Annotated in this window: 25 protein-coding genes; 15 read left to right on the top strand and 10 right to left on the bottom strand. The window is 68.4% G+C overall.

The genetic code is table 11. The features are described 5' to 3' along the window. Window positions 1-197 precede the first annotated feature (197 nt). The gene (gene alaS, locus DK368_RS02865) at window positions 198-2,894 is read left to right on the top strand and encodes an alanine--tRNA ligase (RefSeq protein ID WP_114392018.1); all 2,697 of its coding nucleotides are present in this window, start codon (window positions 198-200) and stop codon (window positions 2,892-2,894) included. A gap of 55 nt (window positions 2,895-2,949) precedes the next feature. Here alaS and DK368_RS02860 read toward each other — a convergent pair whose 3' ends face one another. Next, window positions 2,950-3,915 carry a hypothetical protein gene (locus DK368_RS02860; RefSeq protein ID WP_114392017.1) on the bottom strand — a complete coding sequence of 322 codons (966 nt, stop codon included), beginning with the start codon at window positions 3,913-3,915 and terminating at the stop codon, window positions 2,950-2,952. Window positions 3,916-4,165: 250 nt separating this feature from the next. Between DK368_RS02860 and DK368_RS02855 the strand changes: the two genes are divergently transcribed. The 7 genes from DK368_RS02855 (at window position 4,166) to opgC (ending at window position 12,544) form a co-directional block, all read left to right on the top strand. Then, window positions 4,166-5,011 (top strand): AAA family ATPase, encoded by an 846-nt coding sequence (locus DK368_RS02855; protein ID WP_162305837.1) that lies wholly within the window; start codon window positions 4,166-4,168, stop codon window positions 5,009-5,011. A gap of 90 nt (window positions 5,012-5,101) precedes the next feature. After that, window positions 5,102-6,367 carry an ergothioneine biosynthesis protein EgtB gene (gene egtB, locus DK368_RS02850; RefSeq protein WP_114392015.1) on the top strand — a complete coding sequence of 422 codons (1,266 nt, stop codon included), beginning with the start codon at window positions 5,102-5,104 and terminating at the stop codon, window positions 6,365-6,367. Window positions 6,368-6,400: 33 nt separating this feature from the next. Then, window positions 6,401-7,387 (top strand): L-histidine N(alpha)-methyltransferase, encoded by a 987-nt coding sequence (gene egtD / locus DK368_RS02845; protein WP_114392014.1) that lies wholly within the window; start codon window positions 6,401-6,403, stop codon window positions 7,385-7,387. A 79-nt stretch (window positions 7,388-7,466) separates the two neighbouring features. After that, window positions 7,467-8,846, top strand: coding sequence for an adenylate/guanylate cyclase domain-containing protein (locus DK368_RS02840; protein WP_114392013.1), 1,380 nt, complete (start codon window positions 7,467-7,469; stop codon window positions 8,844-8,846). 100 nt (window positions 8,847-8,946) lie between these two features. Beyond that, window positions 8,947-9,978, top strand: a complete 1,032-nt coding sequence (locus DK368_RS02835; protein ID WP_205028004.1) for an alpha/beta hydrolase family protein — start codon at window positions 8,947-8,949, stop codon at window positions 9,976-9,978. 92 nt (window positions 9,979-10,070) lie between these two features. Further along, window positions 10,071-11,258 carry a vWA domain-containing protein gene (locus tag DK368_RS02830; protein ID WP_114392012.1) on the top strand — a complete coding sequence of 396 codons (1,188 nt, stop codon included), beginning with the start codon at window positions 10,071-10,073 and terminating at the stop codon, window positions 11,256-11,258. A 110-nt stretch (window positions 11,259-11,368) separates the two neighbouring features. Next, a complete protein-coding gene (opgC, locus tag DK368_RS02825; RefSeq protein ID WP_114392011.1) occupies window positions 11,369-12,544 on the top strand; it encodes an OpgC domain-containing protein in 1,176 nt (391 codons plus the stop codon). Between the two features lie 100 nt (window positions 12,545-12,644). Here the strand turns inward: opgC and DK368_RS02820 are convergent, their stop codons facing one another. Beyond that, window positions 12,645-13,439, bottom strand: coding sequence for an anti-sigma factor family protein (locus DK368_RS02820; RefSeq protein WP_114392010.1), 795 nt, complete (start codon window positions 13,437-13,439; stop codon window positions 12,645-12,647). After that, window positions 13,436-13,951, bottom strand: a complete 516-nt coding sequence (locus DK368_RS02815) for a sigma-70 family RNA polymerase sigma factor (protein ID WP_114392009.1) — start codon at window positions 13,949-13,951, stop codon at window positions 13,436-13,438. Before DK368_RS02815 ends, DK368_RS02820 begins: the two co-directional genes overlap by 4 nt. 255 nt (window positions 13,952-14,206) lie before the next feature. On the opposite strand from DK368_RS02815, the gene DK368_RS02810 reads away from it, so the two are divergent. The 3 genes from DK368_RS02810 to DK368_RS02800 all read left to right on the top strand — a co-directional run bounded on the left by DK368_RS02810 (window position 14,207) and on the right by DK368_RS02800 (window position 18,827). Beyond that, on the top strand, window positions 14,207-15,664 hold the full coding sequence (locus tag DK368_RS02810; protein WP_114392008.1) for an NADP-dependent isocitrate dehydrogenase: 1,458 nt from the start codon (window positions 14,207-14,209) through the stop codon (window positions 15,662-15,664). A 250-nt stretch (window positions 15,665-15,914) separates the two neighbouring features. Then, window positions 15,915-16,289, top strand: coding sequence for a GcrA family cell cycle regulator (locus tag DK368_RS02805; protein ID WP_114392007.1), 375 nt, complete (start codon window positions 15,915-15,917; stop codon window positions 16,287-16,289). A gap of 474 nt (window positions 16,290-16,763) precedes the next feature. Next, entirely contained in the window at window positions 16,764-18,827 is a 2,064-nt protein-coding gene (locus tag DK368_RS02800; protein ID WP_162305833.1) for a methyl-accepting chemotaxis protein, read from the top strand. A 141-nt stretch (window positions 18,828-18,968) separates the two neighbouring features. Here the strand turns inward: DK368_RS02800 and DK368_RS02795 are convergent, their stop codons facing one another. Both DK368_RS02795 and DK368_RS02790 read right to left on the bottom strand, forming a co-directional pair. Further along, window positions 18,969-20,186, bottom strand: coding sequence for an NADP-dependent isocitrate dehydrogenase (locus DK368_RS02795; RefSeq protein ID WP_114392005.1), 1,218 nt, complete (start codon window positions 20,184-20,186; stop codon window positions 18,969-18,971). 149 nt (window positions 20,187-20,335) lie between these two features. Continuing rightward, window positions 20,336-20,935 carry an LOG family protein gene (locus DK368_RS02790; protein ID WP_114392004.1) on the bottom strand — a complete coding sequence of 200 codons (600 nt, stop codon included), beginning with the start codon at window positions 20,933-20,935 and terminating at the stop codon, window positions 20,336-20,338. 168 nt (window positions 20,936-21,103) lie between these two features. Between DK368_RS02790 and DK368_RS02785 the strand changes: the two genes are divergently transcribed. The 3 genes from DK368_RS02785 (at window position 21,104) to DK368_RS02775 (ending at window position 23,337) form a co-directional block, all read left to right on the top strand. Continuing rightward, on the top strand, window positions 21,104-21,553 hold the full coding sequence (locus DK368_RS02785; protein WP_162305832.1) for a c-type cytochrome: 450 nt from the start codon (window positions 21,104-21,106) through the stop codon (window positions 21,551-21,553). Between the two features lie 15 nt (window positions 21,554-21,568). Next, entirely contained in the window at window positions 21,569-22,234 is a 666-nt protein-coding gene (locus DK368_RS02780) for a cytochrome b/b6 domain-containing protein (RefSeq protein WP_114392002.1), read from the top strand. 143 nt (window positions 22,235-22,377) lie between these two features. Continuing rightward, window positions 22,378-23,337 carry a LysM peptidoglycan-binding domain-containing protein gene (locus DK368_RS02775; protein WP_114392001.1) on the top strand — a complete coding sequence of 320 codons (960 nt, stop codon included), beginning with the start codon at window positions 22,378-22,380 and terminating at the stop codon, window positions 23,335-23,337. A 36-nt stretch (window positions 23,338-23,373) separates the two neighbouring features. On the opposite strand, the gene DK368_RS02770 is transcribed toward DK368_RS02775, so the two are convergent. After that, on the bottom strand, window positions 23,374-23,841 hold the full coding sequence (locus tag DK368_RS02770) for a hypothetical protein (RefSeq protein ID WP_114392000.1): 468 nt from the start codon (window positions 23,839-23,841) through the stop codon (window positions 23,374-23,376). 141 nt (window positions 23,842-23,982) lie between these two features. On the opposite strand from DK368_RS02770, the gene DK368_RS02765 reads away from it, so the two are divergent. Continuing rightward, window positions 23,983-24,279 carry a hypothetical protein gene (locus tag DK368_RS02765; RefSeq protein WP_114391999.1) on the top strand — a complete coding sequence of 99 codons (297 nt, stop codon included), beginning with the start codon at window positions 23,983-23,985 and terminating at the stop codon, window positions 24,277-24,279. Window positions 24,280-24,357: 78 nt separating this feature from the next. On the opposite strand, the gene DK368_RS02760 is transcribed toward DK368_RS02765, so the two are convergent. The 4 genes from DK368_RS02760 to DK368_RS02745 form a co-directional block, all read right to left on the bottom strand. Beyond that, window positions 24,358-24,618 carry a hypothetical protein gene (locus DK368_RS02760; protein ID WP_114391998.1) on the bottom strand — a complete coding sequence of 87 codons (261 nt, stop codon included), beginning with the start codon at window positions 24,616-24,618 and terminating at the stop codon, window positions 24,358-24,360. A 144-nt stretch (window positions 24,619-24,762) separates the two neighbouring features. Beyond that, entirely contained in the window at window positions 24,763-25,017 is a 255-nt protein-coding gene (locus DK368_RS02755) for a hypothetical protein (RefSeq protein WP_114391997.1), read from the bottom strand. 125 nt (window positions 25,018-25,142) lie between these two features. Next, on the bottom strand, window positions 25,143-25,436 hold the full coding sequence (infA, locus tag DK368_RS02750; protein ID WP_114391996.1) for a translation initiation factor IF-1: 294 nt from the start codon (window positions 25,434-25,436) through the stop codon (window positions 25,143-25,145). Between the two features lie 103 nt (window positions 25,437-25,539). Next, complete coding sequence (locus DK368_RS02745) at window positions 25,540-25,749, bottom strand: cold-shock protein (protein ID WP_114391995.1); 210 nt, start codon at window positions 25,747-25,749, stop codon at window positions 25,540-25,542. Window positions 25,750-25,963: the final 214 nt, after the last annotated feature.

Raw genomic sequence — 25,963 nt, 5'->3', positions numbered from 1 at the left:
CTTTTCCGTTGGCTGCGCGGAGATTGCCGCGTGGATGTGATCGGGGCGGGGGTGTCCGGCGGTGATTAGACGCCGTGCCGGCATGTCACAGCCGGTCCTTGCGTGCAGATGCCCTTGTCGGCAGCCATGGACAGTGCCCACATCGCCACGGTACAACCCGTTCCCCATTGTCCCTGCTGAAACCGAGACGTCGGGCCATGTCCAAGAAGAGCATCTCCGAGATCCGTTCCACCTTCCTCGACTTCTTCAAGAAGAACGGCCATGCCGTGGTGGACAGCTCGCCCCTGGTCCCGCGCAACGACCCGACGCTGATGTTCACCAACGCGGGCATGGTCCAGTTCAAGAACGTCTTCACCGGCAGCGAGACGCGGCCCTACAGCCGCGCCACCACGGCGCAGAAATGCGTGCGCGCCGGCGGCAAGCACAATGACCTGGAGAATGTGGGCTACACGGCCCGGCACCACACCTTCTTCGAGATGCTGGGCAATTTCAGCTTCGGGGACTATTTCAAGGACGACGCCATCCATCTGGCCTGGACCCTGATCACCAAGGAGTTCGGGCTGTCGAAGGACCGGTTGTGCGTCACGGTCTATCACACCGACGACGAGGCGGCCTCGATCTGGAAGAAGGTCGCCGGCCTGTCCGACGACAAGATCATCCGCATCGATACGTCGGACAATTTCTGGATGATGGGCGACACCGGCCCCTGCGGCCCGTGCTCCGAGATCTTCTACGATCACGGCGCCCATATCCCCGGCGGCCCCCCCGGCAGCCCCGACCAGGATGGCGACCGTTTCATCGAGATCTGGAACCTGGTGTTCATGCAGTACGAGCAGCTGCACACCAAGGATGGCGGCTATGAACGCCTGGCGCTGCCGCGCCCCAGCATCGACACCGGCATGGGCATGGAGCGTCTGGCCGCCGTGCTGCAGGGTGTGCACGACAATTACGACACCGACCTGCTGCGCGCCCTGATCCTGGCCTCGGCCGAAGCCACCGGCACCAGCCCGGATGGCAGCCACGCCGTCAGCCACCGCGTCATCGCCGACCATCTGCGCGCCACCTCGTTCCTCATCGCCGACGGCGTCATGCCGGCCAATGAGGGCCGCGGCTATGTGCTGCGCCGCATCATGCGCCGGGCCATGCGCCATGCCCACATGCTGGGCGCCAAGGAGCCGGTGATGCACCGTCTGGTGCCGGCGCTGGTGCGCGAGATGGGCGGCCACTACACCGAGCTGCAGCGCGCCCAGGCCCTGATCACCGAGACGCTGCGGCTGGAGGAGACCCGGTTCAAGCAGACGCTGGACCGCGGCCTGAAGCTCCTCTCGGAGGAGGAGGCCCGCCTGGGCGAGGGCCAGCCGCTGCCGGGCGGCGTGGCCTTCACCCTGTACGATACCTTCGGCTTCCCGCTGGACCTGACGCAGGATGTGCTGCGCGGCCGCAAGCGCGGCGTCGATGTGGAGGGCTTCAACGCCGCCATGGACGAGCAGCGCCGCAAGGCGCGCGCCGCCTGGGCCGGTTCGGGCGAGGCCGCCACCGACCGCGTCTGGTTCGAACTGAAGGACGAGCTGGGCGCCACCGAGTTCCTGGGCTACGACGCCGAGGCGGCGGAAGGCACGGTCAAGGCCCTGCTGACCCCGGCCGGCCAGAGGCTGGAGACGGCGGCGGCCGGGCAGGAGGTCGTGGTCCTGGTCAACCAGACCCCCTTCTATGGCGAGTCCGGCGGCCAGGTCGGCGATACCGGCACCATGACCACCCCCGGCGGGGCCGAGATCGCCATCCGCGACACCCAGAAGAAGCTGGGCGCGGTCTGGGCCCATATCGGCAGCGTCGTCCGCGGCAGCGTCAAGCCGGGCGATGTGGTGGAGATGCGGGTCGATGCCGGCCGGCGTGGCGCCATCCGCGCCAACCACTCGGCCACCCACCTGCTGCACGAGGCCCTGCGCCGCCGCCTGGGCGAACATGTCACGCAGAAGGGCTCGCTGGTGGCGCCGGAGCGGCTGCGCTTCGACATCAGCCAGCCCACGCCGCTGTCCCATGCCGACATCCAGGCCGTGGAGGAGGAGGTCAACGCCCGCATCCGCCGCAACACCGACGTGGTCACCCGCGTCATGAGCCCGGAGTCGGCCATCGAGCTGGGCGCCATGGCCCTGTTCGGCGAGAAGTACGGCGAGGAGGTGCGCGTCGTCTCCATGGGCGGCGTGGACGAGGGCGGCAACAAGGACTTCTCCATCGAGCTGTGCGGCGGCATCCATGTGCGCCGCACCGGCGATATCGGCCTGTTCAAGATCGTCTCCGAAGGGGCCGTGGCCGCCGGCATCCGCCGTATCGAGGCGCTGACCGGCAAGGGCGCGCTGTCCTATCTGGAGGAGCAGGAGGGCCGTCTGCTGGAGACGGCGCAGGCGCTGAAGGTGCCCGCGGCCGAGGTGCCGGCCAAGGTCGCCGCCCTGGTCGATGAGCGCCGCAAGCTGGAGAAGGAGCTGGCCGATCTGCGCCGTCAGGTGGCACTGGGCGGCGGTGGCGCTGCCCAGGCCGATGGCGGGGCCAAGGAGGTGGGCGGCATCCGCTTCATCGGCCGTGTCATCCCCGACCTGCCGGCCAAGGATCTCAAGCCCCTGGCCGACGAGATGAAGAAGCAGGTGGGGTCCGGCGTCGTGGCCGTGATCGCCACGGCGGAGGGCAAGGCCTCCGTCGTCGTGGCCGTGACCGAGGATGTGCTGGCCAAGGTCAGCGCCGTCGATCTGGTCCGCGTCGCCGCCGGTGCCCTGGGCGGCAAGGGCGGCGGCGGTCGTCCCGACATGGCCCAGGCCGGCGGACCCGACGCTTCCAAGGCCGATGTCGCCATCCAGGAGCTGGAGGCCACGCTGGCGGAACTGGTCCAGATCACCGGCTGACCCGCCGGCGGCACCAGCGCTGGTGCGGCCGGCGCCGGCTTGCGATCATCCGGACTCAGTCATAGAGCCGGGTGAGTTGCCATGCGCGCTGGGGATGCTCCGTTTCCGGTTGCACCACCTCCAGCTGGAATCTCTTGTTCAGATAGGGGGCGATGGTATCCAGCGCGCCGGCCAGCAGGGTCTCCTGGCTGGGGCAGACGGCCGCGGGATTGGGATGCCATTGCGGCAGGATGGTGAAGTCCATGCCGTCCCAGTAATTGTCGCCCAGCCAGGTGCGGTCCACCTGGAAGTAGCCCAGCACCCTGGTCCCGGCCAGGGTGTCGGGGAAGATCACCTCGCGCGCGGCCTCGTTGAGCCGCAGGCGTTCCTCGGTCGAGCGGTAGCCGACGATCGGCACCTTGTAGTTGAGAATGGCTTCCTGCACGCGGCAGGTCATGTAGGGCGCGCCGGCCAGAAGATACAGGTAGGTTCCATCAATTGCCGGACGTTCCCCGCCGGCCTGGAGAGGGAACAGGGCGCCAAAGGGGGGCAGCAGCGAGGCGCAGGTGCCGCTATGGGCATCGACGTCCCCCTGGTTGCTTTTGAATTCCGGGGCGATGACGTCGCGCCGTGCCCGGAAGCCGTCACGGTAGATTTCCTCCGACCCGCGGTCATCCCCGCGGAAGGCGCAGATGGTCTCGGCCGGTGTGTAAATCTGTACCGTCCGGCCCCGCGCCGTGATGCGGTCGGGCAGGATCAGCCGCCGGTCGGTCCCTTCCTCCAGCGCTTCGCGCAGCTTCGTCATGAAGTTGTCGGCGTTGGTCAGCAGCGGCTGCTCTGTGGCGGCGCGCTCGATGTCGGCGCCGACCACATCCACGGCCAGCGCCCCCGCCGTCCGCACCGTATATTCCATCCGGGCATCCGGCGTTTCGGCCCGCCTCATCGGGGGTGTCCTGATCTGGGTCACCACGGCCATGCGGCCGCCCGTCACGGGAACGGGGGCGAGCAGCAGGACGGACTGGTTTTCCTTGTATTTCGGCATGGACAGTTCCCGGTTGCGGATGACACGGCCGGCGCCATCGGACCCCAGCCTCTGTTCCTTTGACTCTCCGGGAAGGGAATTGTGAAATCTCGCTGGCGGCGGCACGTGTCCCTGCTAGGATCGGGCGCCGCGATCCCTTGGCCTGCCGGCCTGCCGATCGCCGGCATGGTCGCATCGCCGTGTTCGGTCCGGACCGTCCGGGGGTCGGGAACAGGGTGGATTTCACGTCTTTGGTCAAGGATAGCCCATGATCCGCTTCGACGGCACCCAGGACTATGTCGCCACCGATGATCTCCGCGTCGCGGTCAACGCGGCCATCACCTTGCAGCGGCCGCTGCTGGTGAAGGGGGAGCCGGGGACCGGCAAGACGGTGCTGGCGCAGGAGGTGGCCCGGGCCGTGGGGCGGCCGCTGCTGTCCTGGCACATCAAATCCACCACCAAGGCCCAGCAGGGCCTGTACGAGTACGACGCCGTCAGCCGCCTGCGCGACAGCCAGCTGGGCGACCCGCGGGTGCATGACATCCGCAACTACATCCGCAAGGGCAAGCTGTGGGAGGCCTTCGAGGCCGAGCGGCCGCCGGTGCTGCTGATCGACGAGATCGACAAGGCCGATATCGAGTTCCCCAACGATCTGCTGCTGGAACTCGACCGCATGGAGTTCTTCGTCTACGAGACGGGCGAGACCATCAAGGCCCGGCAGCGGCCGGTGGTCATCATCACCAGCAACAATGAAAAGGAGCTGCCGGACGCCTTCCTGCGCCGCTGCTTCTTCCACTACATCCGCTTCCCCGACCCGGAGACGATGCAGAAGATCGTCGACGTGCATTTCCCCGATCTGAAGCAGGAGCTGCTGCGCGAGGCGCTGACCCTGTTCTATGAGGTGCGGGAGACGCCGGGCCTGAAGAAGAAGCCCAGCACCTCCGAGCTTCTCGACTGGATCCGGCTGTTGCTGGTGGAGGATGTGGCGGCGGAGACGCTGCGCGAGCGCGACCCGAAGAAGCTGATCCCGCCGCTGCATGGCGCCCTGCTGAAGAACGAGCAGGATGTGCATCTGTTCGAGCGGCTGGCCTTCCTGGCCCGCCGCCAGGGCGGCTGACCCCGGCGGCCCGGCTGCCGAAAGAGGGAAGGGAGCGAACAGGCCGGGAGCGGTGTTTATGTCCGGAGACCCCCAGTCCGGACCGGACCCATGCCCGACGCTTTTCCGCCCGACGCCTGCCCGTCCCCCGCCCGCGCCGCCCATCTGGCGGACCGCTTTGCCGCCATCCGTGCCGACAGCCTGCGCCTGACCGAGGGGCTGTCCGCCGAGGACATGGCGGTGCAGTCCATGCCCGATGCCAGCCCGGTGAAATGGCATCTGGCCCACACCACCTGGTTCTTCGAGACCTTCGTGCTGGTGCCCCGGGGCGGGCGGGCGCCCTGGCGCGACAGCTGGGGTTATCTGTTCAACAGTTATTACGATGCCATCGGCGCCCGTCATCCGCGGCCGCAACGGGGGCTGCTGACCCGGCCGGGCGTGGCGGAGGTGCTGGACTGGCGCCGGCATGTGGATGCGGCCATGGCCGGCCTGCTGGCCGGGTCACCGTCCGCCGCGGTGCTGGATCTGGTGGAGCTGGGCCTCAACCATGAGCAGCAGCATCAGGAGTTGATCCTCACCGACCTCAAGCATCTGTTGTCCCACAACCCGCTGCAACCGGCGGCCTCTGCGCATGACGGTCAGGTCCAGGGCAAGGACCTGCCGCCGCCCGGATGGATCGACCATCCCGGCGGGCTGGAGGAGATCGGCCGGGACGGCGCCGGCTTCGCCTTCGATCATGAGGGGGCGCGGCACCGGGTCTGGCTGGAACCGTTCCGGCTGGCCGACCGGCCGGTCAGCACCGGCGAATGGCTGGCCTTCATGGCCGACGGCGGCTATCGCACCCCGTCGCTGTGGCTGGCCGACGGCTGGGCCGCGGTGCAGACGGAAGGGTGGCAGGCGCCGGCCTACTGGCGTCCGGACCAGGACGGCGGCTGGACCGTCTTCACCCTGGCCGGGACCCGGCCGCCGGACCCGGCGGAACCGGTGATCCATGTCAGCCAGTACGAGGCCGATGCCTTTGCCCGCTGGGCCGCGGGATGCCGGGCCGGCGTCCGGCTGCCGACCGAGGCCGAGTGGGAGGCGGCGGCCCCGGATCTGCGGCACCGGCATGGGGTGCATCCCGCCGCCATGTCCGGCGCCTGCGCGCCGGGGGCGGTCTGGGAATGGACCGGCAGCGCCTATCTGCCCTATCCCGGCTATGCCCCCGCGTCCGGCGCCGTGGGCGAGTACAACGGCAAGTTCATGAGCGGGCAGATGGTGCTGCGCGGCGCCTCCTGCGCCACGCCGCCGGGCCATTCCCGGCGCAGCTACCGCAATTTCTTCCCGCCGGCCACGCGCTGGCAGGTCTCCGGCCTGCGCCTGGCGTGCAGTGCCTGATCCCCGTTTTCCGCCACAGACGGACGGCAGCCCATGTCACGATCCCCCGCCCGCAGCCGCTTCCTGGATCTGGAGCCGGCGCTGGAGAGCTTCGCCCAATCGGTGATCGCCGGCCTGTCCCGGCCGCGGAAGAGCCTGGACAGCGCCTTCTTCTATGACGGGGCGGGGTCGCGCCTGTTCGAGCGCATCACCGCCCTGCCGGACTATTATCCGACCCGGACGGAGATCGGCATCCTGGACCGGGCCGGGGCGGAGATCGCCACCGTGCTGGGGCCGGGCGTGCAGCTGGTCGAACTGGGCAGCGGCTCTTCGGTCAAGGTGCGGCTGCTGCTGGACCGGCTGGCGGACCCGGCGGGCTATGTGGGCATCGACATCAGCCGGGAGCATCTGCGCCAGGCCTGTGCCGCCCTGGCCGCCGACCATCCGGGGCTGGATGTGCTGGCGCTCTGCGCCGACTACATGCAGGAGGTGCCGGTGCCGCCGCCGGCCGACGGGCTGCCGCGCCGGCGCATCGGCTTCTTCCCCGGCTCCACCATCGGCAATCTCGAGCCGGAGGCCGCCGCCGCCTTCCTGGCCCGCTGGCGCAGGACCCTGCTGGAGGGCGGGCGGGAGCCGGGGGGCATGCTGGTCGGCGTCGATCTGAAGAAGGACCCGGCCCTGCTGCTCGCGGCCTACAACGACCCGACCGGAGTCACCGCGGCCTTCAACCGCAACATCCTGGCCCGCATCAACCGTGAGCTGGGCGGGACCTTCGATCCGCACGCCTTCGCGCACCGCGCCATCTATTGCGCCGAGCGGGGCCGAATCGAGATGCATCTGGTGTCCGGCCGTGACCAGATCGCCATGGCGGCCGGCCGCCGCTTCGCCTTCGCCGCCGGAGAGAGCATCCACACCGAGAACAGCTGCAAATACACCGTGCCCGAATTCCAGGCCCTGGCGCTGCGGGCCGGCTACCGGCCGGAGCGCGTCTGGACCGACGCCGACCGCTTGTTCAGCGTGCACTGGCTGTCGCTGCGATAGGACGCCACGCTTTCGCCGCGATTGTCGCCGACCCCTAAGTTACTGTACGGTGCAGTACGGTTCTTGGGGGGAATGGCAGATGACGGGCGTGGAGGAACTGACGGAGCGGCAGGCGGCCCGCCTGCATCGCGCCTTCCAGCGCGAACAGCGGCACGGCATCGTTCTGGCCACACGGGCCCGGCTGGTCGCCCTGGGGGTGCTGCTGGGCTGGGTGCTGTTCCTGGACGGGAAAGCCACCGATCCGCTGCCCTATATCACCTTGAGCCTGCTGGCCGCGATCGGGCTGGGCACCTGGGCGCTGAGCCGTACCCGCTGGTTCCGGCCCTGGATGCTGTTCGCCGCCGTGGTGCTGGACCATGCCATCATCACCGCCGTGATGGCGGCCCCGATCACCGTGGGGGACGAGGTGGTGCCGCAGGCTCTGGCCCTGCATACGGTCTGGTTCTCCTCCTTCTTCGTCTTCATCGCCGGCGCGGCCCTGGCGCAGATGCCGGGGCTGGTGGTGTTCAGCGGCGTTGCGGCGGCCCTGTGCTGGTCGGTGGCGGTCCTGTGGATTCTCAACCAGCCCGGCACCTATGCCATGAGCCAGCCCCCCCTGTGGGGGGACCGGCCGGCGGCCGAGGTGGTGCGGCTGATGACCGACCCCCATGCCGTGGATCTGTCCGGCTGGTTCAGCCAGGTATTGTTCCTGCTGCTGGTGTCGTTGACCCTGGCCGCGGCGGTCAAGCGCTCGCGCACACTGGTGGCCACTCAGGTGGCGACCGAGCGGGAACGGGCCAATCTGGCCCGCTATTTCTCGCCCGAGGTGGTGGACAAGCTGGCGGCCAAGGACAGTCCGCTGGCCCATCCGCAGACCCGGACCGTGGCCGTGCTGTTCGCCGATCTCACCGGCTTCACCCGTCTGTGCGAGAATGCGGCGCCGGAGCAGATCATTGATCTGCTGCGCGGATTCCGTCAGCGCATGGAGGAGGCGGTGTTCGCCCATAGCGGCACCGTGGACAAATATATCGGCGACTGTGTCATGGCCACCTTCGGCCTGCTGTCGCCCAGCGCGCGCGATCCGGCGGCGGCACTGGCCTGTGCCCGCGCCATGCAGGTGGCCATGCAGGACTGGAACCGGCTGCGCCGGGCGCAGGGGCTGACCCCGTTGGGTCTGGGCATCGGTGTGCATTACGGGCCGGTGGTGGCCGGTGATATCGGCGGCGACCGCCGACTGGAATTCACCGTGGTCGGCGATACGGTCAATGTGGCCAGCCGGCTGATGCACCTGACCCGCGAGTTGCGGGCCGACATCGTCATCAGCGGCGAGGTGGCGGAGGCGGCCCGTAGCGTCGACGGGGAAACGGCCCTGGCCGGATTCAGCCGGCTGGAGGCCATGTCGCTGCGCGGACGCGAAGGGCTTGTGGCTGTCTGGTCGCGCCGCCTGCCCGAAGCCGCCGCACCGACGGCTGCCGCGTGATCCCGGCTTTGCCGCGGACCGGTCGCCGGGATGCGGCACCGGTGCAGGGTTTCCCGGCGGGCGCCGTACAGGAACGGTGAAACGCGACGGGAGCGGGATCATGCGCAGAGGGGGTGGGCGGTGGCTGGTCATGCTGCTGCTGCTGGTGTTGCTGCCGAGCGTGGCCATGGCCATGCCGCCGGCGGCAGGCGGGGCCGGGTCTTACGATCCGCTGGCGGTCCCCGGCATCGAGGCCGTGCGCACCCTGGAATTGACGGTGCCGGACCCGGCACGCCAGCGCGACCTGCCGGTGCTGGTCTATCTGCCGCCCGTGGCGGCGGGACCGGCTCCGGTGATCCTGTTCAGCCACGGGCTGGGCGGCAGCCGGACCGGCTCGGCCTATCTCGGCCGGCACTGGGCCGCACGCGGGTTCGTGGTGGTGTTCCTGCAGCATCCCGGCAGCGATGTGGCGGTCTGGCAGGGCAAGGAGCGGGCCGAGGCCGTGCGCGCCCTGCGGCAGGCTGCCAACCTGGAGAATTTCCGTCTGCGGACCGGCGACGTGCCGGTGGTGCTGGACCAGCTCGGCGTCTGGAACGGCACGGCGGGCCATGCGCTGCGGGGGCTGCTGGATCTGGACCGGGTCGGCATGTCCGGCCATTCCTTCGGGGCCATCACCACCCAGGCCGTGTCGGGGGAGCACTTCGCCCGCTCCGGTGACCGCTTCACCGATCGCCGCATCCGCGCGGCGCTGGCCTTGAGCCCCAGCAGCCCCCGCCACGGTTCCGCCGCCAGCGCCTTCGGCACGGTCACCATTCCCTGGCTGCTGATGACGGGGACGGAGGACCGCTCCCCCATCGGGGATATCGGGGTCGAGGACCGGCTGGCCGTCTATCCGGCATTGCCGCCCGGCGGCAAGTACGAGCTGGTGCTGGACGGGGCGGCGCATTCCGCCTTCGGCGACCGGCCGCTGCCCGGCGACCGCGCCCCGCGCAACCCCAACCATCACCGCGCCATCCTGGCCATCAGCACGGCCTTCTGGGAGGCCATGCTGCGCGGGGATGCGGCGGCACGGGCCTGGCTGGACGGGACCGGTGCGGCCGGGGAGGGACCGCGGTCGGTGCTGGAGCCGCAGGACCGCTGGCAGCGGAAATAGCGGGCCGCGCGTTGACGCTGTGCCCGCGTGACGATAAGGGAACGGGGCGGGGCGCAGCGCCGGCGCCAGAAGTCCAAGCCGGGGAGGGCAGGATGTTTCCCACCTTGTTCTATGCGCTGCGCAGCGCCGGGGTGCCGGTCAGCCTCAAGGAATATCTGGCCCTGATGGAGGCCATGCAGGCCGGCATCGCCGGCTACAGCGTCGATGATTTTTATATCCTGGCCCGCACCGTGCTGGTGAAGGACGAGCGCAACCTGGACAAGTTCGACCGTGTGTTCGGGCAGGTGTTCAAGGGGCTGGAGAGCGGCGGGGCCGCCAGCCCGGAGGAGATCTTCGCCCGCATCCCCGAGGAATGGCTGCGCAAGCTGACGGAAAAGCTGCTGACCGAGGAGGAGAAGGCCAGGATCCAGGCCCTGGGCGGCTGGGACCGGCTGATGGAAACGCTGGCGCAGCGGCTGCGCGAGCAGACGGAGCGCCACCAGGGCGGCAGCAAATGGATCGGCACCGGCGGCACCAGCCCCTTCGGCGCCCATGGCTACAATCCCGAGGGCATCCGCATCGGCCAGAACGAGAGCCGGCACCGGCGGGCGGTCAAGGTCTGGGACCGGCGCGACTTCCGCAATCTCGACGACACGGTGGAATTGGGCACCCGCAACATCAAGGTGGCCCTGCGGCGCCTGCGCAAATTCGCCCGCCAGGGGGCGGCGGAGACGCTGGATCTGCCGGACACCATCCGTTCCACCGCCCGCAATGCCGGCTGGCTCGACCTCAAGCTGGTGCCGGAGCGGCGCAATGCCGTGAAGGTGCTGCTGTTCCTGGACGTGGGCGGCTCGATGGACGACCATATCCGCGTCTGCGAGGAGCTGTTCAGCGCCGCCCGCAGCGAGTTCAAGCATCTTGAGTATTTCTACTTCCACAACTGCGTCTATGAGGGCGTGTGGAAGGACAACCGCCGCCGCGACGAGCGCCTGTCCACGCTGGACGTCATCCACACCTACGGGCCGGATTACCGGCTGGTCTTCGTCGGCGATGCCAGCATGAGCCCTTATGAGATCGTGCAGCCCGGCGGCAGCGTCGAGCATTTCAACGCCGAGGCCGGCATGGTCTGGATGCGCCGGCTGCTGGACCAGTACAGCCGTGCCGTCTGGCTGAACCCGATGGCACAGGACAGCTGGGGCTATGTCCGCTCCGTCGGCATGCTGCGCGAGATCATGGGCGGGCGCATGTATCCGCTGACCCTGGAGGGGCTGGATGCCGGCATGCGGGCGCTGAACCATTGAGGTGCGGCGGGGAAAAAGGCAGGGCCGGCGGATGAGGATGGCCGCCGGGGCGTAAGTGGAGCAGTAAGGGCCGGTGCGCCGGCCTCCCGGAACCGGATGGCTGCCGCCGCATGCGTCGTATCGACATCCTGGATGGCCTGCGTGGCTATTTCCTTGTCTTCATGCTGTTCCATCACCTGCCGTTCGCCGGGGCGCAGAATCTGGCCATGGCCAGCCATGCCGGGTTGGGGTATGTGCAGGACGCCCAGGGCTTCGTCTTCCTGTCCGGGCTGGTGCTGGGGCTGATGGGCGCCCGGCAGGCAGCGAGGGGACAGGTTGATCGCTTCACCGCCCGCACCCGGGCGCGGGCCTGGGAGCTGTGGCAGCAATCCCTGCTGCTTCTGGCCGTGCTGGTCACAGCCGCAGTCGCGGCCCCGGCCGTGGGGCAGGCCTGGCAGGTCTATATCCCCGACCTCTGGAGCAACCCCGGAAGCGTCGTCACCGCGGCGGCGCTGATGCTGTACCAGCCCAGCCTGATGGACATATTGCCCCAGTATATCCTGTATCTGCTGGCGGCGCCCGCGCTGCTGCGGCTGATCCTGGCCGGGCATACAGCCGCGGTGCTGGCCGGGAGCCTGGGGGTGTGGGCGGCGGTTCAGCTCGGCTGGCATTTTCCGCTGATGACGGCGATGGATGCGCTTCTGGACGGTGTGCTGCCGGGCGCCTATCTCAAGGGCCACTTCAATCCCCTGGCCTGGCAGCTGCTGTTCGTCGCCGGTCTGGCGCTGGGGGCGCTCACCGGGGCCGGCCGTCTCGACTGGGGCCGGCTGCCGGAGCGGTCCCTGCCGCTGCGCCTCGCCCTCGGGGTGCTGGCGGTCTTTGCGCTCTACCGCCTGCTCTGGGGTATGGACTGGCTTGGTCCGGCCCAGGCCGACCGCTTCATCCGCCATGCCGACCGCACCGAGCTGGGATTGCTGCTGGTGGTGAACTTCCTGGCCCTGGCCTATGTGGTGACCTGGCTGTTCCTGGCCGGTCCGGTCAGCCGACATCGGCCGGTGCAGCGGCTGGCCGGCAGCCTGCGTGCCCTGTTCGGCTGGACGCCGCTGACATTGCTGGGGCGTCATTCCCTGCAGATCTATCTGGCCCATGTGCTGCTGGTCTATGCAGCGGCGGCCCTGGAAGGCTGGCGCGGGCCGCTTTCGGTTCCGGCCGGTGCCGTCGCCGCCCTGGGCGGGGTCGGGCTGCTGTTCGCCCTGGCCTGGCTGCGCGAGCGCCGCCAGGAGCGCCGCCGGGCGATGATGGCCTGAACCCGGGGCTGAACCGCCGGCCGGATGCCGGGCCCCCGGGCAGGCCAGCGGCCCACCGACCTGTCTGCCGACCGGTCTGTCTGTCTGCCTGCCGGGGCCGTCAGCGGCTGCGGGCCAGCATGGCCGAGGCGATGCGCTCCACCTGGGTCGGGGGGGAGACGGCAACCAGGGCGTAGGCGAAATGCTCGCCGCGCCAATAGGCGACCGACAGCCCGTCCACCGAGGCGGTCTCCACCCCGTCCGCCGGCACATCCTCCTCCGGCACGTCGGCCTCGGCCGCGATCAGCGACAGGGTGAGGCGCCGTCCTGCCCGGTCCTGGTAGAGCAACTGGGCCAGCGGTCCGTCCTCGCTGCCGGTCAGGCGCCCGCCGACCAGCTCCAGCCCCAGCAGCCGCAGGTCCGGTACCTCCACCGGGCGGCCCAGGCGCTCGGACAGCCAGGTCACCATTTCGGTGTTGCGCGAGGCCGGGATCTCCACCGGGCGGGTCGGGTCATGGGCGAACAGCTCGTGCTGCTGCACCGTCTCCAGCGCGTAGGGTGGCAGGCGGGGGCCAAGCAGCCGGTCTAATCCGGCATGGCCGGTCCAGCCGAGCCCCAGCAGCAGCATGGCCGCCAGTCCCCGCGGCAGCCACCGGCGCCAGCGCGGCGTGCCGGGGATATGGGCGCGCTGCTCCAGCAGATCGGCCAGACGGTGGGCCAGGGCGTGCGAGGACCCGCGGAAGGCCGGGGTCAGGCCCGACATCAGGGGCAGCTGCAGTTCGGCCTGCCGGCGCAGCCGGGCGCGCAGCGACGGATCGGTGTCCAGCCGCGCCAGGATCTGTGCCTCCTGCTCGGGCGACAGTTCGCCGTCGAGGAAGGCGTGCAGTTCCAGATCATCGGGATCCTGGGCACTCATGGCTTGTCAACCACCCTGAGGTCCGGCCGGCGGGTGCCGTCCATTACGGTGCGGAGAGCTTCGCGCCCGCGGGCCAGACGCGACATGAAGGTGCCCATGGGCAGGCCCAGGCGCTGGGCGGCCTCGTCATAGCGAAGCCCGTCCACCGCCACCAGCAGCACGGCCGCGCGCTGGGGTTCGGGCAGCCGCTCCAGGGCCGCCAATGTCTGCTCGACCTCGACCTTCAGCGCCTGGTCGGCTTCGGCGCTTTCTCCGCGCTGGGCCGCGCTGGCCCAGGCGCTGCGCACCCGCTGCCGGCGCAGATTGCTGATATGGACATTGTGCAGGATGCGGAACAGCCAGGGGCGCAACGGCGCATCCGGCCGCCAGGTGGCGGCGCCGGCGATGGCGCGGGCCAGGCATTCCTGCACCAGATCCTCCGCCTCGGTCTCGTCACGGGACAGGGCGAGGGCGAAGCGGCGCAGACTGGCGATATGCTGGGCCAGTTCGGCCCGGAACGGCGTCTCGGTCATCAGGGTTCCCAGGGGGGACCTTGCCCCTCCTTTGTCCAGAGTACGCGCCTGTCCGCGGTTTAATCCGGAAAAATCCGCACATCCCCCATTCCAGCCCATCGCGTCGGCGCCGGAATCGTGTCCGGCCTGCATCAAGTCGGCGGTCAACCGATCGATCGGGACAGCATTCCGTTGAATCCCGATGGCCCTGGCAGTAGTGTCGCGCCGCCCGGGAAACCCCGCTGAAGGGGACGGGACAGGAAAGGACGACACGGAATGACGGACACCGCTCCGACTCCGATCACCATCGCCCGCGGCGATGGCATCGGCCCCGAGATCATGGACGCCACCCTGGAAGTGCTCCAGGCCAGCGGTGCCAATCTCGCCTTCGAAGAGATCCAGATCGGCGAAAGCGTCTACAAGCGCGGCATCCTCAACGGGATGGAGCCCAGCGCCTGGGAAAGCCTGCGCCGGACCAAGGTGTTCCTGAAGGCCCCGATCACCACCCCGCAGGGCGGCGGCTACAAGTCGCTGAACGTGACCATCCGCGGCGCGCTGGGTCTGTTCGCCAATATCCGCCCCTGCGTCAGCTACCACCCGTTCGTCAGCACCAAGCATCCCAAGATGGATGTGGTCATCGTGCGCGAGAACGAGGAGGACCTCTATGCCGGCATCGAATACCGGCAGAGCCAGGAGGTCACGCAGGCGGTGAAGCTGATCTCCCGGCCGGGGTCGGAGAAGATCATCCGTTACGCCTTCGAATATGCCCGCGCCAACCACCGGCGCAAGGTCACGGCCTTCGTCAAGGACAACATCATGAAGATCAGCGATGGCCTGTTCCATCGCATCTTCGACGAGATCGCGGCCGAGTATCCCGAGATCGAACATGAGACCATGATCGTCGATATCGGCGCGGCCCGTCTGGCCGACACGCCGGAGCATTTCGACGTCATCGTCACGCTGAACCTGTACGGCGACATCATTTCCGACATCGCCGCCCAGATCACCGGCTCGGTCGGCCTGGCCGGATCGTCGAACATCGGCGACCAGTGCGCCATGTTCGAGGCCATCCACGGTTCCGCCCCCACCATCGCCGGCAAGGGCATCGCCAACCCGTCGGGCCTGATCCTGGCCTCGGTCATGATGCTGGTCCATATCGGCCAGGCCGCGGCGGCGGAGAAGATCCACAATGCCTGGCTGAAGATGATCGAGGACGGCATCCACACCGTCGACATCTTCAAGCGCGGCGTGTCCAAGGCCCGCGTCGGCACCCGCGACTTCGCGGTGAACCTGATCGACCGGCTGGGCGAGCGCCCCACCACCCTGACCCCGGCCAGCTATCAGGTCGGCGAGAAGTCCAGCTTCGCCGGAATCACGCTGAAAGAGGTGGCCCCGGTACGCAAGGTCCAGGTCGGCGTCGATCTGTTCCTGGACCACAAGGGGGGGACCGGTGACGAGATGGCCGCCCGCGTGCAGCCGCTGATCGGCAGCGGGCTGAAGCTGGTGATGATCTCCAACCGCGGCCAGAAGGTCTGGCCGGAGGGCGCGCCGGAGACCTTCTGCACCGACCATTGGCGCCTGCGCGTCATGGGCGATGGGCGCGACACCATCTCCGGCGCCGATGTGGGCGCCCTGGTCGGCCGTTTTGCCGCGGCCGGGCTGGATGTGGTCCAGACGGCGACGCTGTATACCTTCGATGGGGCTGCCGGCTTCTCGGTGGCAGCCGGTCAGTAAGCGGCAGGCCGCCGGTTTGTGTCCCGGCGGCCTACCCCTTTCGCATGGGCAGCAGAGTTACCCACAGGAATCATCGTTACGGCCCCTGGTCAAAACCGGGCAAGTTTGGTAGCGTTTGACCGCGTGGCCCACAACATTTTGTGCGGTTCGCGGTTGTTGTCTTTGCCAGCCTGGCCGAGCGTCGCTGTCGCCCTGCTGCAATGGCGAAAGAGATGAGGCGCGCGGCTCTTGCACGAAGGGGACAGGGAGCGTGGAAGCGACGGAAACCGGTTGGACCGACGAGCGGGTTGAGAAGCTTCGCCAGCTCTGGGGTCAGGGCATGAGCGCCAGTGAAATCGCCGATCTGCTGGGCGGTGTCACGCGCAACGCGGTGATCGGCAAGGCCCACCGCCTGGGATTGTCTGGGCGCCCATCCCCGATCAAGAAGAAGCCCAGCAAGGGTGCCACCATCCTGTCGCTGACCGAGCGCATGTGCAAATGGCCGGTGGGCGATCCCAAATCCCCTGATTTCCATTTCTGCGGCAAGTCCGCACTGCCCGGTCTGCCCTATTGCGCCGAGCATGCCGCCCTGGCCTATCAGCCGGCCAAGAAGCGCGACGACGAGCGCAAGCTGGGCGTGGCCTGAGACGGGTCTGGCGGCTGGCCCGAAGCGGTATCGGGGCACTGTGTCGAGACAAGGGGGGGATGCCTGGCGCATCTCCCCCTTTTGCATGCGCTTGCGCCCCTTTGACCGGCGGACCCTGCCGCGGCCGGCCCCGCCCTGAGCCGCCTGGCTCTGAGCCGTACTGCCCTGAACCGTACTGCCCTGAACCGTACTGCCCTGAACCGTACTGCCCTGAACCGTACTGCCGAGGTCCGCGGCGCACTGCTCAGGTTGTCTATCCCGGCGGATAGGCATTATAGGCCGAGTGCCTATGCTATACCCAAAAATGAGAGCGGTGAGGCCGTATCCCCGGGGCAGGCCGCTGGACGGGCTGGCGGCGGTCGCTGCTGCTGTTCATCCATGGCCCGGCTCCGGCGTCTGGTCCGGCGCCAGGCGCGGCGGCGCATCCGGGCGGGGATGCCAACAACGGCAACAACAGGGCAGGAGGACCAGGACGTGGCATGGTTCAACAAGGCGGAGCCACCGGTGCTCGGCAAGGGGCAGGATCTGGCCGGGCGCATGGCCGTGACCGCGCCCGCACGGGATCTCCCGGACAGGAAAGCGTCGCCGCTGATCCGCACCTTCCGCACCTCGCCCCAGGCCATCGAGCGCGAGGTATTGCCGGCGCTGACCACGCCCGAGGGCAAGCCGTCCCTGGTGCTGGGCTTCGTCTCGCCCCATGTGGATTTCGCCGGCGTGGCCACGCGCCTGCAGTCCGGGCTGCCGCGCGATACACGCACCATCCTGGTGTCCACCGCCGGTGAGCTGTGCAGCGCCGCCGGCAAGAGCGCCTATCTGCCGGCGGACGGCAGCTGGAACGATGTGGTGCTGCAAGCCTTCTCGCCCGAGCTGGTGGGGGCGATCAGCGTGCATACGGTGCGGCTGCATTGCGAGGACATCCGCTCCGGCCGTGTCAGCCTCAGCCACGACCAGCGCATCGCCGCCATCCAGAACGAGTTGGAGGGCATCACCCCGTCCTTTGCCCTGGATGCCCGCGATACGGTCGCCCTGACCTTCATCGACGGCCTGTCGGCCAGCGAGAACTATTTCATGGAGGCCGTGTACCGCTCGGCCCGCTTCCCCGTTCTGTTCATCGGCGGCTCGGCCGGCGGCAAGCTGGATTTCAAGGCCACCCACATCGCCGAGGGCGGGCGGACGCTGGAGAACCATGCCGTCGTCATCTTCCTGAAGCTGGCGCCCGGCAAGCGCTATGGCGTGTTCAAGACCCAGAATTTCCAGAAGACCGCCACGTCCATCACCGTCATCGACGCCAATCCGGCCACCCGGACCGTGGCCAGCGCCATCGATACCGACACGCTGGAGGTGACCGGCGTGGTCGAGGCCTTGTGCCGCAAGCTGCGCTGCCGGCCGGACGAATTGCAGGGCAAGCTGGCCCGCTACACCTTCGCCATCGAGATCGATGGTGCGCTGTTCGTCCGCTCGGTCTCCGGCATGGACCTCAAGGCCGGCACCATCTCCTTTTACTGCGACATCAATCCGGGCGACGAACTGATCCTGGTCGAGGCCACCGACTTCGTGCGCCAGACCGAGACGGATTATGCCGCCTTCCTGCGCGGAAAGCCGGCGCCGGTGGGGGCGCTGCTGAATGACTGTATCCTGCGGCGCCTGAACAACGGGGCCAGCCTGGATCGCATCCGCCTGTTCTCCGATGTGCCGGCCGCTGGCTTTTCCACCTTCGGCGAGCTGCTGGGCATCAATATCAACCAGACGCTTTCGGCCCTGTTCTTCTTCGACACGTCGAACGGTGAGGCTTTCAGCGACGAGTATGCTGACCGCTTCCCCATCCATTATGCCCGCTTCCAGAACTACTTCACCCATACCCGGCTGAACCGCGTCACGCTGCTGAACCGCATCCGTCAACGCCTGATTTCCACCCTGACCACGCAGTCGGACACGGTGGCCTCGCTCAGCGCCACGGTGCAGGAGATCACGACCTATGCCGACCGGGTGGGCGAGTACATGAATGCCATCCGCAACAGTCTCAGCCAGCATTCCCGCGCCTTCGAGGGGCAGGCGGAGCGCAAGCGCGAGCTGGATGCCGAGTTCAGCCGCCTGGACGATGTGCTGAAGAACGTGGAATCGGTGCTGGGCGTCATCGATGGCATCGCCGGCCAGACCAACCTGCTGGCCCTGAACGCCACCATCGAGGCGGCGCGGGCGGGGGAGGCCGGCAAGGGCTTCGCCGTGGTGGCCAGCGAGGTGCGCAAGCTGGCCAATGACACCAAGGCCACCCTGGGCAACACCCAGACGGCGCTGGGCCGCATCCGCAGCACGGCCATGGCCCTGGGCGACAAGATCAACGATACCGGCAGCCGGCTGGAGAGCATCGCCCACGGCAATGACGGGTTGCAGGAGCAGGTGGGCGCCGTTCTGGCCGAAGTGGCCAGCGTGCGCAGCCGCATCGACAACACCGTGGCCAGTTTCCGCAGCCACACCTCCAAGCTGGCCGAGACCCAGCGCTATCTGGAGCAGCTGAAGTCCCTGGACGCCGTGGGCTGACGCGGGGGATGCGCGGGGCGCCCGGTCCGGGTGCCTGATCCCCGAGGCGGGACAAGGAAAAGCCCCGGCCGTGCGGACGGCCGGGGCTTCTTCATGCCGATCCGCCGTAGCCGCCCTTGGCGGCCATGGCGGGGGCAGGCCTCAGAGGCCCATGGCGCTGCGCAGGTTCTCGTCCAGCTTGGCCAGGAAGTCCTCGGTGGTCAGCCACTTCTGCTCCGGTCCCACCAGCAGGGCCAGATCCTTGGTCATGAAGCCGGATTCCACCGTCTCCACGCAGACCTTCTCCAGGGTCTGGGCGAAGGTCGACACCGCGGGCGTGTTGTCGAACTTGCCGCGATAGGTCAGGCCCTGGGTCCAGGCGAAGATGCTGGCGATGGGGTTGGTCGAGGTGGGCTTGCCCTTCTGGTGCTCGCGGAAGTGACGGGTCACGGTGCCGTGGGCGGCCTCCGCCTCCACCGTCTTGCCGTCGGGGGTCAGCAGCACCGAGGTCATCAGCCCCAGCGAGCCGAAGCCCTGGGCCACCAGATCGGACTGCACGTCGCCGTCATAGTTCTTGGCGGCCCAGAGGAAATTGCCGTTCCACTTCAGGGCCGAGGCGACCATGTCGTCGATCAGCCGGTGTTCGTAGGTCAGGCCGGCGGCCTTGAACTTGTCGGCGAACTCGGTCTCGAACACCTCCTGGAACAGGTCCTTGAAGCGGCCGTCATAGGCCTTGAGGATGGTGTTCTTGGTGGACAGGTACACGGGATAGCCGCGCATCAGGCCGTAATTCATGCAGGCCCGGGCGAAACCGCGGATCGATTCATCCACGTTGTACATGCCCATGGCCACGCCCGGCCCGTCGAAATCGAACACGGTGTGGCGGATGTTGGAGGTGCCGTCCTTCGAGGTGAAGGTGATGGACAGGCGCCCGGCCGACGGGATGATGAAGTCGGTGGCCTTGTACTGGTCGCCGAAGGCGTGGCGGCCGATGACGATGGGCTGGGTCCAGTTCGGCACCAGACGCGGCACGTTGCGGCAGATGATCGGCTCGCGGAAGACGGTGCCGCCCAGGATGTTGCGGATGGTGCCGTTGGGCGACTTCCACATCTGCTTCAGGTTGAATTCCTTCACCCGCGCTTCGTCCGGGGTGATGGTGGCGCACTTCACGCCCACGCCGTAATGCTTGATGGCCTCGGCGGCTTCGACCGTCACCTTGTCGTCGGTGGCGTCACGGTGCTCGATGCCCAGATCGTAGTATTTCAGATCCACATCCAGGTACGGAAGGATCAGGCGGTCCTTGATGAACTGCCAGATCACGCGGGTCATCTCGTCGCCGTCGAGTTCAACGATGGGGGTGGCGACCTTGATCTTGGACATGGAAGCGCTCTCCCGATGGGATTTCGTTCTCTGGGGGGGCTGCCGTCCGGGGGCACCGGTGTCGGCGTGTGGTGAGGTAATAAAGCCCAATCAAACCGGTCCCGCAACCGCGCCCTGCATGCGGTTGCGCTTCCGGTTTGCTGTGGAAGTTACAGCCGGGCCTTCTTCAGCGGCCGGGCCGGGGCCGGCTGGCTGAGCAGGGTGGGCAGCACCTGCGCCACGCTGTCGACGATGGTGTAGAGCTGCTTCGAGGCGCCGGGCAGGTTCGGCTTGCGCATGAAGCCGGTGGCCTGGAGATGGTCCAGCAGTGCGATCAGCGGGTCCCAGAATCCGTCCACATTGCAGATGACGACCGGCTTGTCGTGCAGCTCCAGCTGCCGCCAGGTGATGATCTCGAACGCCTCGTCCAGGGTGCCGATGCCGCCGGGCAGGATGATGAAGGCGTCTGCCTGCTCGGCCATCATGGCCTTGCGCACATGCATTGTATCCACGACATGCAGCTCGGTCAGGCCGCTGTGGTCCACCTCGAAACGCTGGATATGCTCGGGGATGATGCCGATGACCTCGCCGCCGCCGGCCAGGGCCGCATCGGCCACGATGCCCATCAGGCCCACGCGGCCGCCGCCATAGACGAGTCGCAGCCCTTCGGCCGCCAGGGCGGTCCCCAGCTGGTGGGCGGCGTCCTTGTAACCCTGGGCGACGGTACCGGCGGAACCGCAATAGACACAGACGGAGCGAATGTTCGACATGAGAAATCCTTTGACCACCCAAACGATGCGGGTACCAGACTTGCGCAGGCTCCGGCTGCCGGGCACTCTGGCGCCGGCGATCCGGAGTAGGGCCGGTACACTATCGCAGCCGAGGTGACAAGGCGGCTACCGCCAAGCCGGGTCCAGGGAAACAAGGGAGAGATGCAAATGATGCGGTCTGTTCTGGCCGGTGCCGTCGGTGCCGTCCTGCTTGCCGGCTTTGTCGGCGGTGCCTTCGCGCAGGACCCGCTGGCGGTGGTCGATGCCCGCCGGGCGGCGCTGAAGCAGGCGGGCGGGGCCATGAAGACCCTGGCCGACCACCTCAAGGAAGGCAAGGGTACCGCGGCCGACGTGGAGAAGTCGGTGGCCGTGCTGCGCGACGTGGCCGGCAAGATCGACGGCTGGTGGCCCAAGGGCACGGCCGTGGGTGTCGGCAACAGCGAGGCGCTGCCGGCCATCTGGGAGAAGCCGGACGAGTTCAAGCAGAAGGCCGAGGCGTTCAAGACCGCCGTTGCCTCCCTGCCGGCCGATGCCAGCGACAAGGCCGCCTTCGGCAAGCAGCTGGGCGCCGTCGGAGCCAGCTGCAAGGGCTGCCACACCGCATTCCGTGAAGACTGACCGGAGGTGAGACCGATGGCGGAACGGCGCGCGACGATCTGGGACCTGCCGATCCGGCTGTTCCACTGGGGGCTGGTCCTCTGTCTGGCCGGATCCTGGTACACGGCCGAGAATGACATGCTGGACCAGCATGTGCTGTTCGGTTATGCGGCCCTGACCCTGCTGCTGTTCCGCCTGGTCTGGGGCCTTGTCGGCAGCGACACGGCCCGCTTCCGCAGCTTCGTGCGCGGGCCGGCCGAGGCGGTGGCGCATCTGCGCGCCCTGCTGCGGCCGGGGCCGCTGGACGCCCATGCGGGGCACAACCCGCTGGGCGGCTATGCCGTTCTGGGGCTGCTGGGGCTGCTGGCGGTGCAGGTGGGCACCGGCCTGTTCATCAGCGGCGGCGACATCTTCCTGGTGGCGGGGCCGCTCAACGGCTTCGTCTCCGGCACATTGGCCGACCGGCTGGCGACGGTGCATGAGATCAGCTTCGCCCTGTTGCAGGTGCTGGTGGTGGTGCATGTGCTTGCCATCGCCCTGTATGCGCTGGTCAAACGGCGCAATCTGGTGCGCCCGATGCTGACCGGCACCGGAGCGATCGGTGCCGATGATCCACAGCCACGGATCGTTTCGCCCCTGTGGGCGTTGATGATAGCAGCCCTCGCGGCCGGGTCGGTCTGGGCGCTCTCGCTGCTGGCCTGAGCGGCTCTGCCGCCACGAAATCCGGGATGATCCGGGGATGGTGACCTGCCGTCCCTTGACATCCCCCGGCAATGTGGGGACGGTGCGCCGGGCCGAACCAAGGATGCGGGCGGCATCGACCACGGGACAGTCATGGGGACAAGGTGAACCGGGGACTCCTGATCACGACGGTTGCTGGCGGCATCGTGCTTGCCGGTGCAGCGGCCTGGATGCTGACCCAGACGTCGCCGTCGGTTCCGGCACCGGCGCCGGTGCAGGCCGTGCCGCCGTCGGCGGTTTCGGCGGCCGGACCGGCGCGGCCGGCCTTCGACGTGGTGCGGGTGGAGCCGGATGGGCGGACCGTGCTGGCCGGCCGTGCCGCCCCCGGGGCGACTGTCACCATCCGCGATGGCGACAAGGATCTGGGCCAGGTAACGGCGGATAGCCGAGGCGAATGGGTGCTGATGCCGGATGAGCCGCTGGCGCCGGGCGCCCGCGATCTGCGCCTCAGTGCCGTCAACCCCGATGGCAGCCGCCAGGACGGGGCAGGCAGCGTCACCCTGGTGGTGCCTGAGGCCCGCACGTCCGGTGCGCTGGCCGTGCTGACTCCGGACGCGGGGGCCAGCCGCGTGCTACAGGCCCCGGCCGTGGTGGGCGGGGGCAAGGCGCCGCCCTCGGTGACGCTGGACACCATCGATTATGATCGCGATGGCCGTGTCAGCATCGGCGGTCAGGCCAGGCCGGGCAGCGATGTGCTGGTTTACCTTGATAACGGGCTGGTGGGGCGGACCCGGGCCGATCGGGAGGGCCGCTGGACACTGACGCCGGATCGGCTGTTCGGTCCCGGCCATTACGATTTGCGTGCCGATCAGGTGGGGGCGGATGGCAAGGTGTCGGGCCGTGCCGAGGTGGCATTCGACCGTGCCGCCATTGCGGAGACGGCCGCCGGCGGCAAGGCCGTGGTCGTGCTGCCCGGCAACAATCTCTGGACCATCGCCCGCCGCTCCTATGGCGAGGGGCCGCGCTACACGCTGATCTTCCAGGCCAACGAGGCGCAGATCCGCGACCCGAACCTGATCTATCCCGGCCAGATCTTCCTGCTGCCCAACGGCGAGCCGTCCTGAGGGACGGGGACCGGCAACAGTCCCGCGCTCGGCCGGTCAGAGATACTGGCCCAGCACCCGCAGATAGGGGCGGGCCTGCTGCATGAACTGCACGGTCTCATACATCATGTCGGACAGGGTCAGCACGCCCGGCAGCTTGCGCTGGCCCAGGACCAGGATCTTCTGGCTGTCATCCACGACGAAGCGGGCCTGATCGAGCCAGAGGGCCGAGCGCAGGACGGCCTGCAGCTGGGCCCGCTTGTCCGGCGATTCGATGGTGTAGGGCATCCAGCCGATCTCGGCCCAGATCTGGAACAGGGTTTCAGATTCGCCCGGCGTGATGGCAACGTGGAACAGCAGACCATCGAGGAAGAAATGATGGCGCGAGGGTTGTGGCGGGCGTTTGACGACCACATCACCGGTTTCGCTCAACCGCACGGCTCCGGGGCCGACCGGAAGCCCCAGTTCGACTTCCCGTGCCAGCTTCGCGACCGTTTCCAGCGCCTGGGTCAAGGTTACCCCCATCGATACCCGTACTCTGGTGGATATACAGGGTCGGGGGTTACGGTCCAGTGAATTTCACTACGGACAGGGCCTTGCAGCCGGTGCTTCCGGTCAGGGGCGCGATGCCGCACAGTGGAGCAGCCCCCTGGAGCCCCTGCCCGCGTGACAGAGAGCCTGCCTTATCCCGATCTGACCGGCCTGCCGCTCGACCTGGCGCGGGCCGTCAGCCGTCTCGTGCGGTTGATCAATGAGCTGCGCCGGCGCCGGCCGGACCTGGACCGGATCGCCATGTCGGTGGAGACCGACCTGGACCGCCGCGCCCTGCTGATCATCGACGCGCATGTGGAACGGCTGGGCCTGTCCTTCACCGTCCTGCCATCGCCCTGGGACGGGCGTGCCCTGCTGGAGGGGCGGGGCCGCGATGGTGAACCGCTGCCGCCCGACGACGGCAAGCCCTGAAATGCCGAAAGCCGTTCCCGGCGAAGGAACGGCTTTCGGTCAGGGCACGGCACCGGGCCGGGGGCGGACCGGGCGGGATCATTCCGCCTGGCCGGCGACCTCGTCCTCGGCCAGCTCGGCGGCCAGATCGGCGAAGAGATAGGCATCCACGGTCAGGCCCTGGGCTTCGCAGATGCGGACGAAGACGCGATAGGCGTGGGAAATGGCCACATCCATCACGGCGTTGTCGGCCTCTTCGCTGTGGCGATCCTTCACGCCCTGTTCCTCGAGCGTAGCGAGGACATCCATGTCAGCGGCCTTCAGTACCGCGTCCATGGCTTGCTTGTGGAGGGTCGACATCGGTTGCGGTCCTTCGAGTCCGTTGTGGCTCCCCGGATGGGAGCACACCTTTCGATCCGATGCCTCATAGCAGCATCCCCGGCCTGGACCCCACCGCAACCTCTGCAAGGCTGGGGTCCGTACCACGCCGGGGCCGCATGGGGATCACAGACCGGTCGGACTGCGGGCGCTGCTGGTCAGGGCGTAGGCACCGGGCGGCTGGCCGGGATTGAGGTCGCCCACGGGACGCAGCATGTTCTTGCGCACCAGACTGGCCGCCACTTCATCAACCGAACGCAGCGAGCCGGTGGCCTTCAGCGTCGCCGCCAGGCTGAGGCAGCTGAGCACACGGCCGCCATCGTTGGTGCGGCGGAACAACGACAACAGGGCGGATTCATCGGCGGACAGGGGCGTGCTCATGGTCGGGACTCCAGACAAAGGGACAGCCGCCGCGTCTGGACGTCGGCGGCTTCCGGGTAAACGGCGGGCAGGACGGATCGGCCCGCCCTTCGCCGGAATTGCCCCTGGACCGGCCCCCCCCCGCTTCAGCGGCGGCGGGGCGGACCGCCGGGACGGCGCACGCCGGCACCCGGTGCGCCCGGCGGCGGGCCGCTGCGCTCATCCTTGTGGCGGTAGGTGATGCGGCCCTTGGTCAGGTCATAGGGCGTCATCTCGACGGTGACACGGTCGCCCGCCAGGGTGCGGATGCGGCTCTTGCGCATCTTGCCGGCGGTATAGGCGATGATCTCGTGCCCGTTCTCCAGCGTCACCCGGAAACGACCGTCAGGCAGGGCCTCGGCCACGGTGCCGTCGAACTCGATGAATTCCTCTTTTGCCATCTTTCTTCTTCCCCCAATGACAAAAACGGCAGGCCCCAGGGGCGCTGCCGGTCCAAACGAACCAACGGGGCGGACCGTCACCGGCCCGCCCCGCACGGGGGTCTTACAAGGCGCGCAGATTGACCGCGGAGGTCTTGCCCTTGCGCGGGTCGCGCTCGGTATCGAAGCTCAGCTTCTGACCTTCGCGCAGATCGCTCAGGCCCGAGCGCTCCACAGCGCTGATATGGACGAACACGTCAGCCGTGCCGTCCTCCGGCTGGATGAAGCCGTAACCCTTGGTCGTATTGAACCACTTGACAGTACCGGTAGCCATCGTTCGGGCGTTCCCTACCTGGCGTTGCCCGGAGGCGCGTATGCCGGCCGGGCACCGAAGTCACCACGGGAGACGAACCGGCGCAAAGGCCGGCAGGAACCCGAAAGCAAGATCGACGGGACCAAGGTGGGCCTTCTTGCCTCCGCTTACAAGGCAGGAAAGGGAGGAGAGGGGCAGCCATGCGGAGGCGCGGCGTCCGGCCGCTGCCCCCTGG

Origin of the sequence: Oleisolibacter albus (assembly GCF_003336875.1) — a bacterium.
Taxonomy (GTDB): domain Bacteria; phylum Pseudomonadota; class Alphaproteobacteria; order Azospirillales; family Azospirillaceae; genus Niveispirillum; species Niveispirillum album.
The sequence above is the reverse complement of the archived record's forward strand: the minus strand, read 5'-3'. Positions and strand labels throughout refer to the sequence as shown.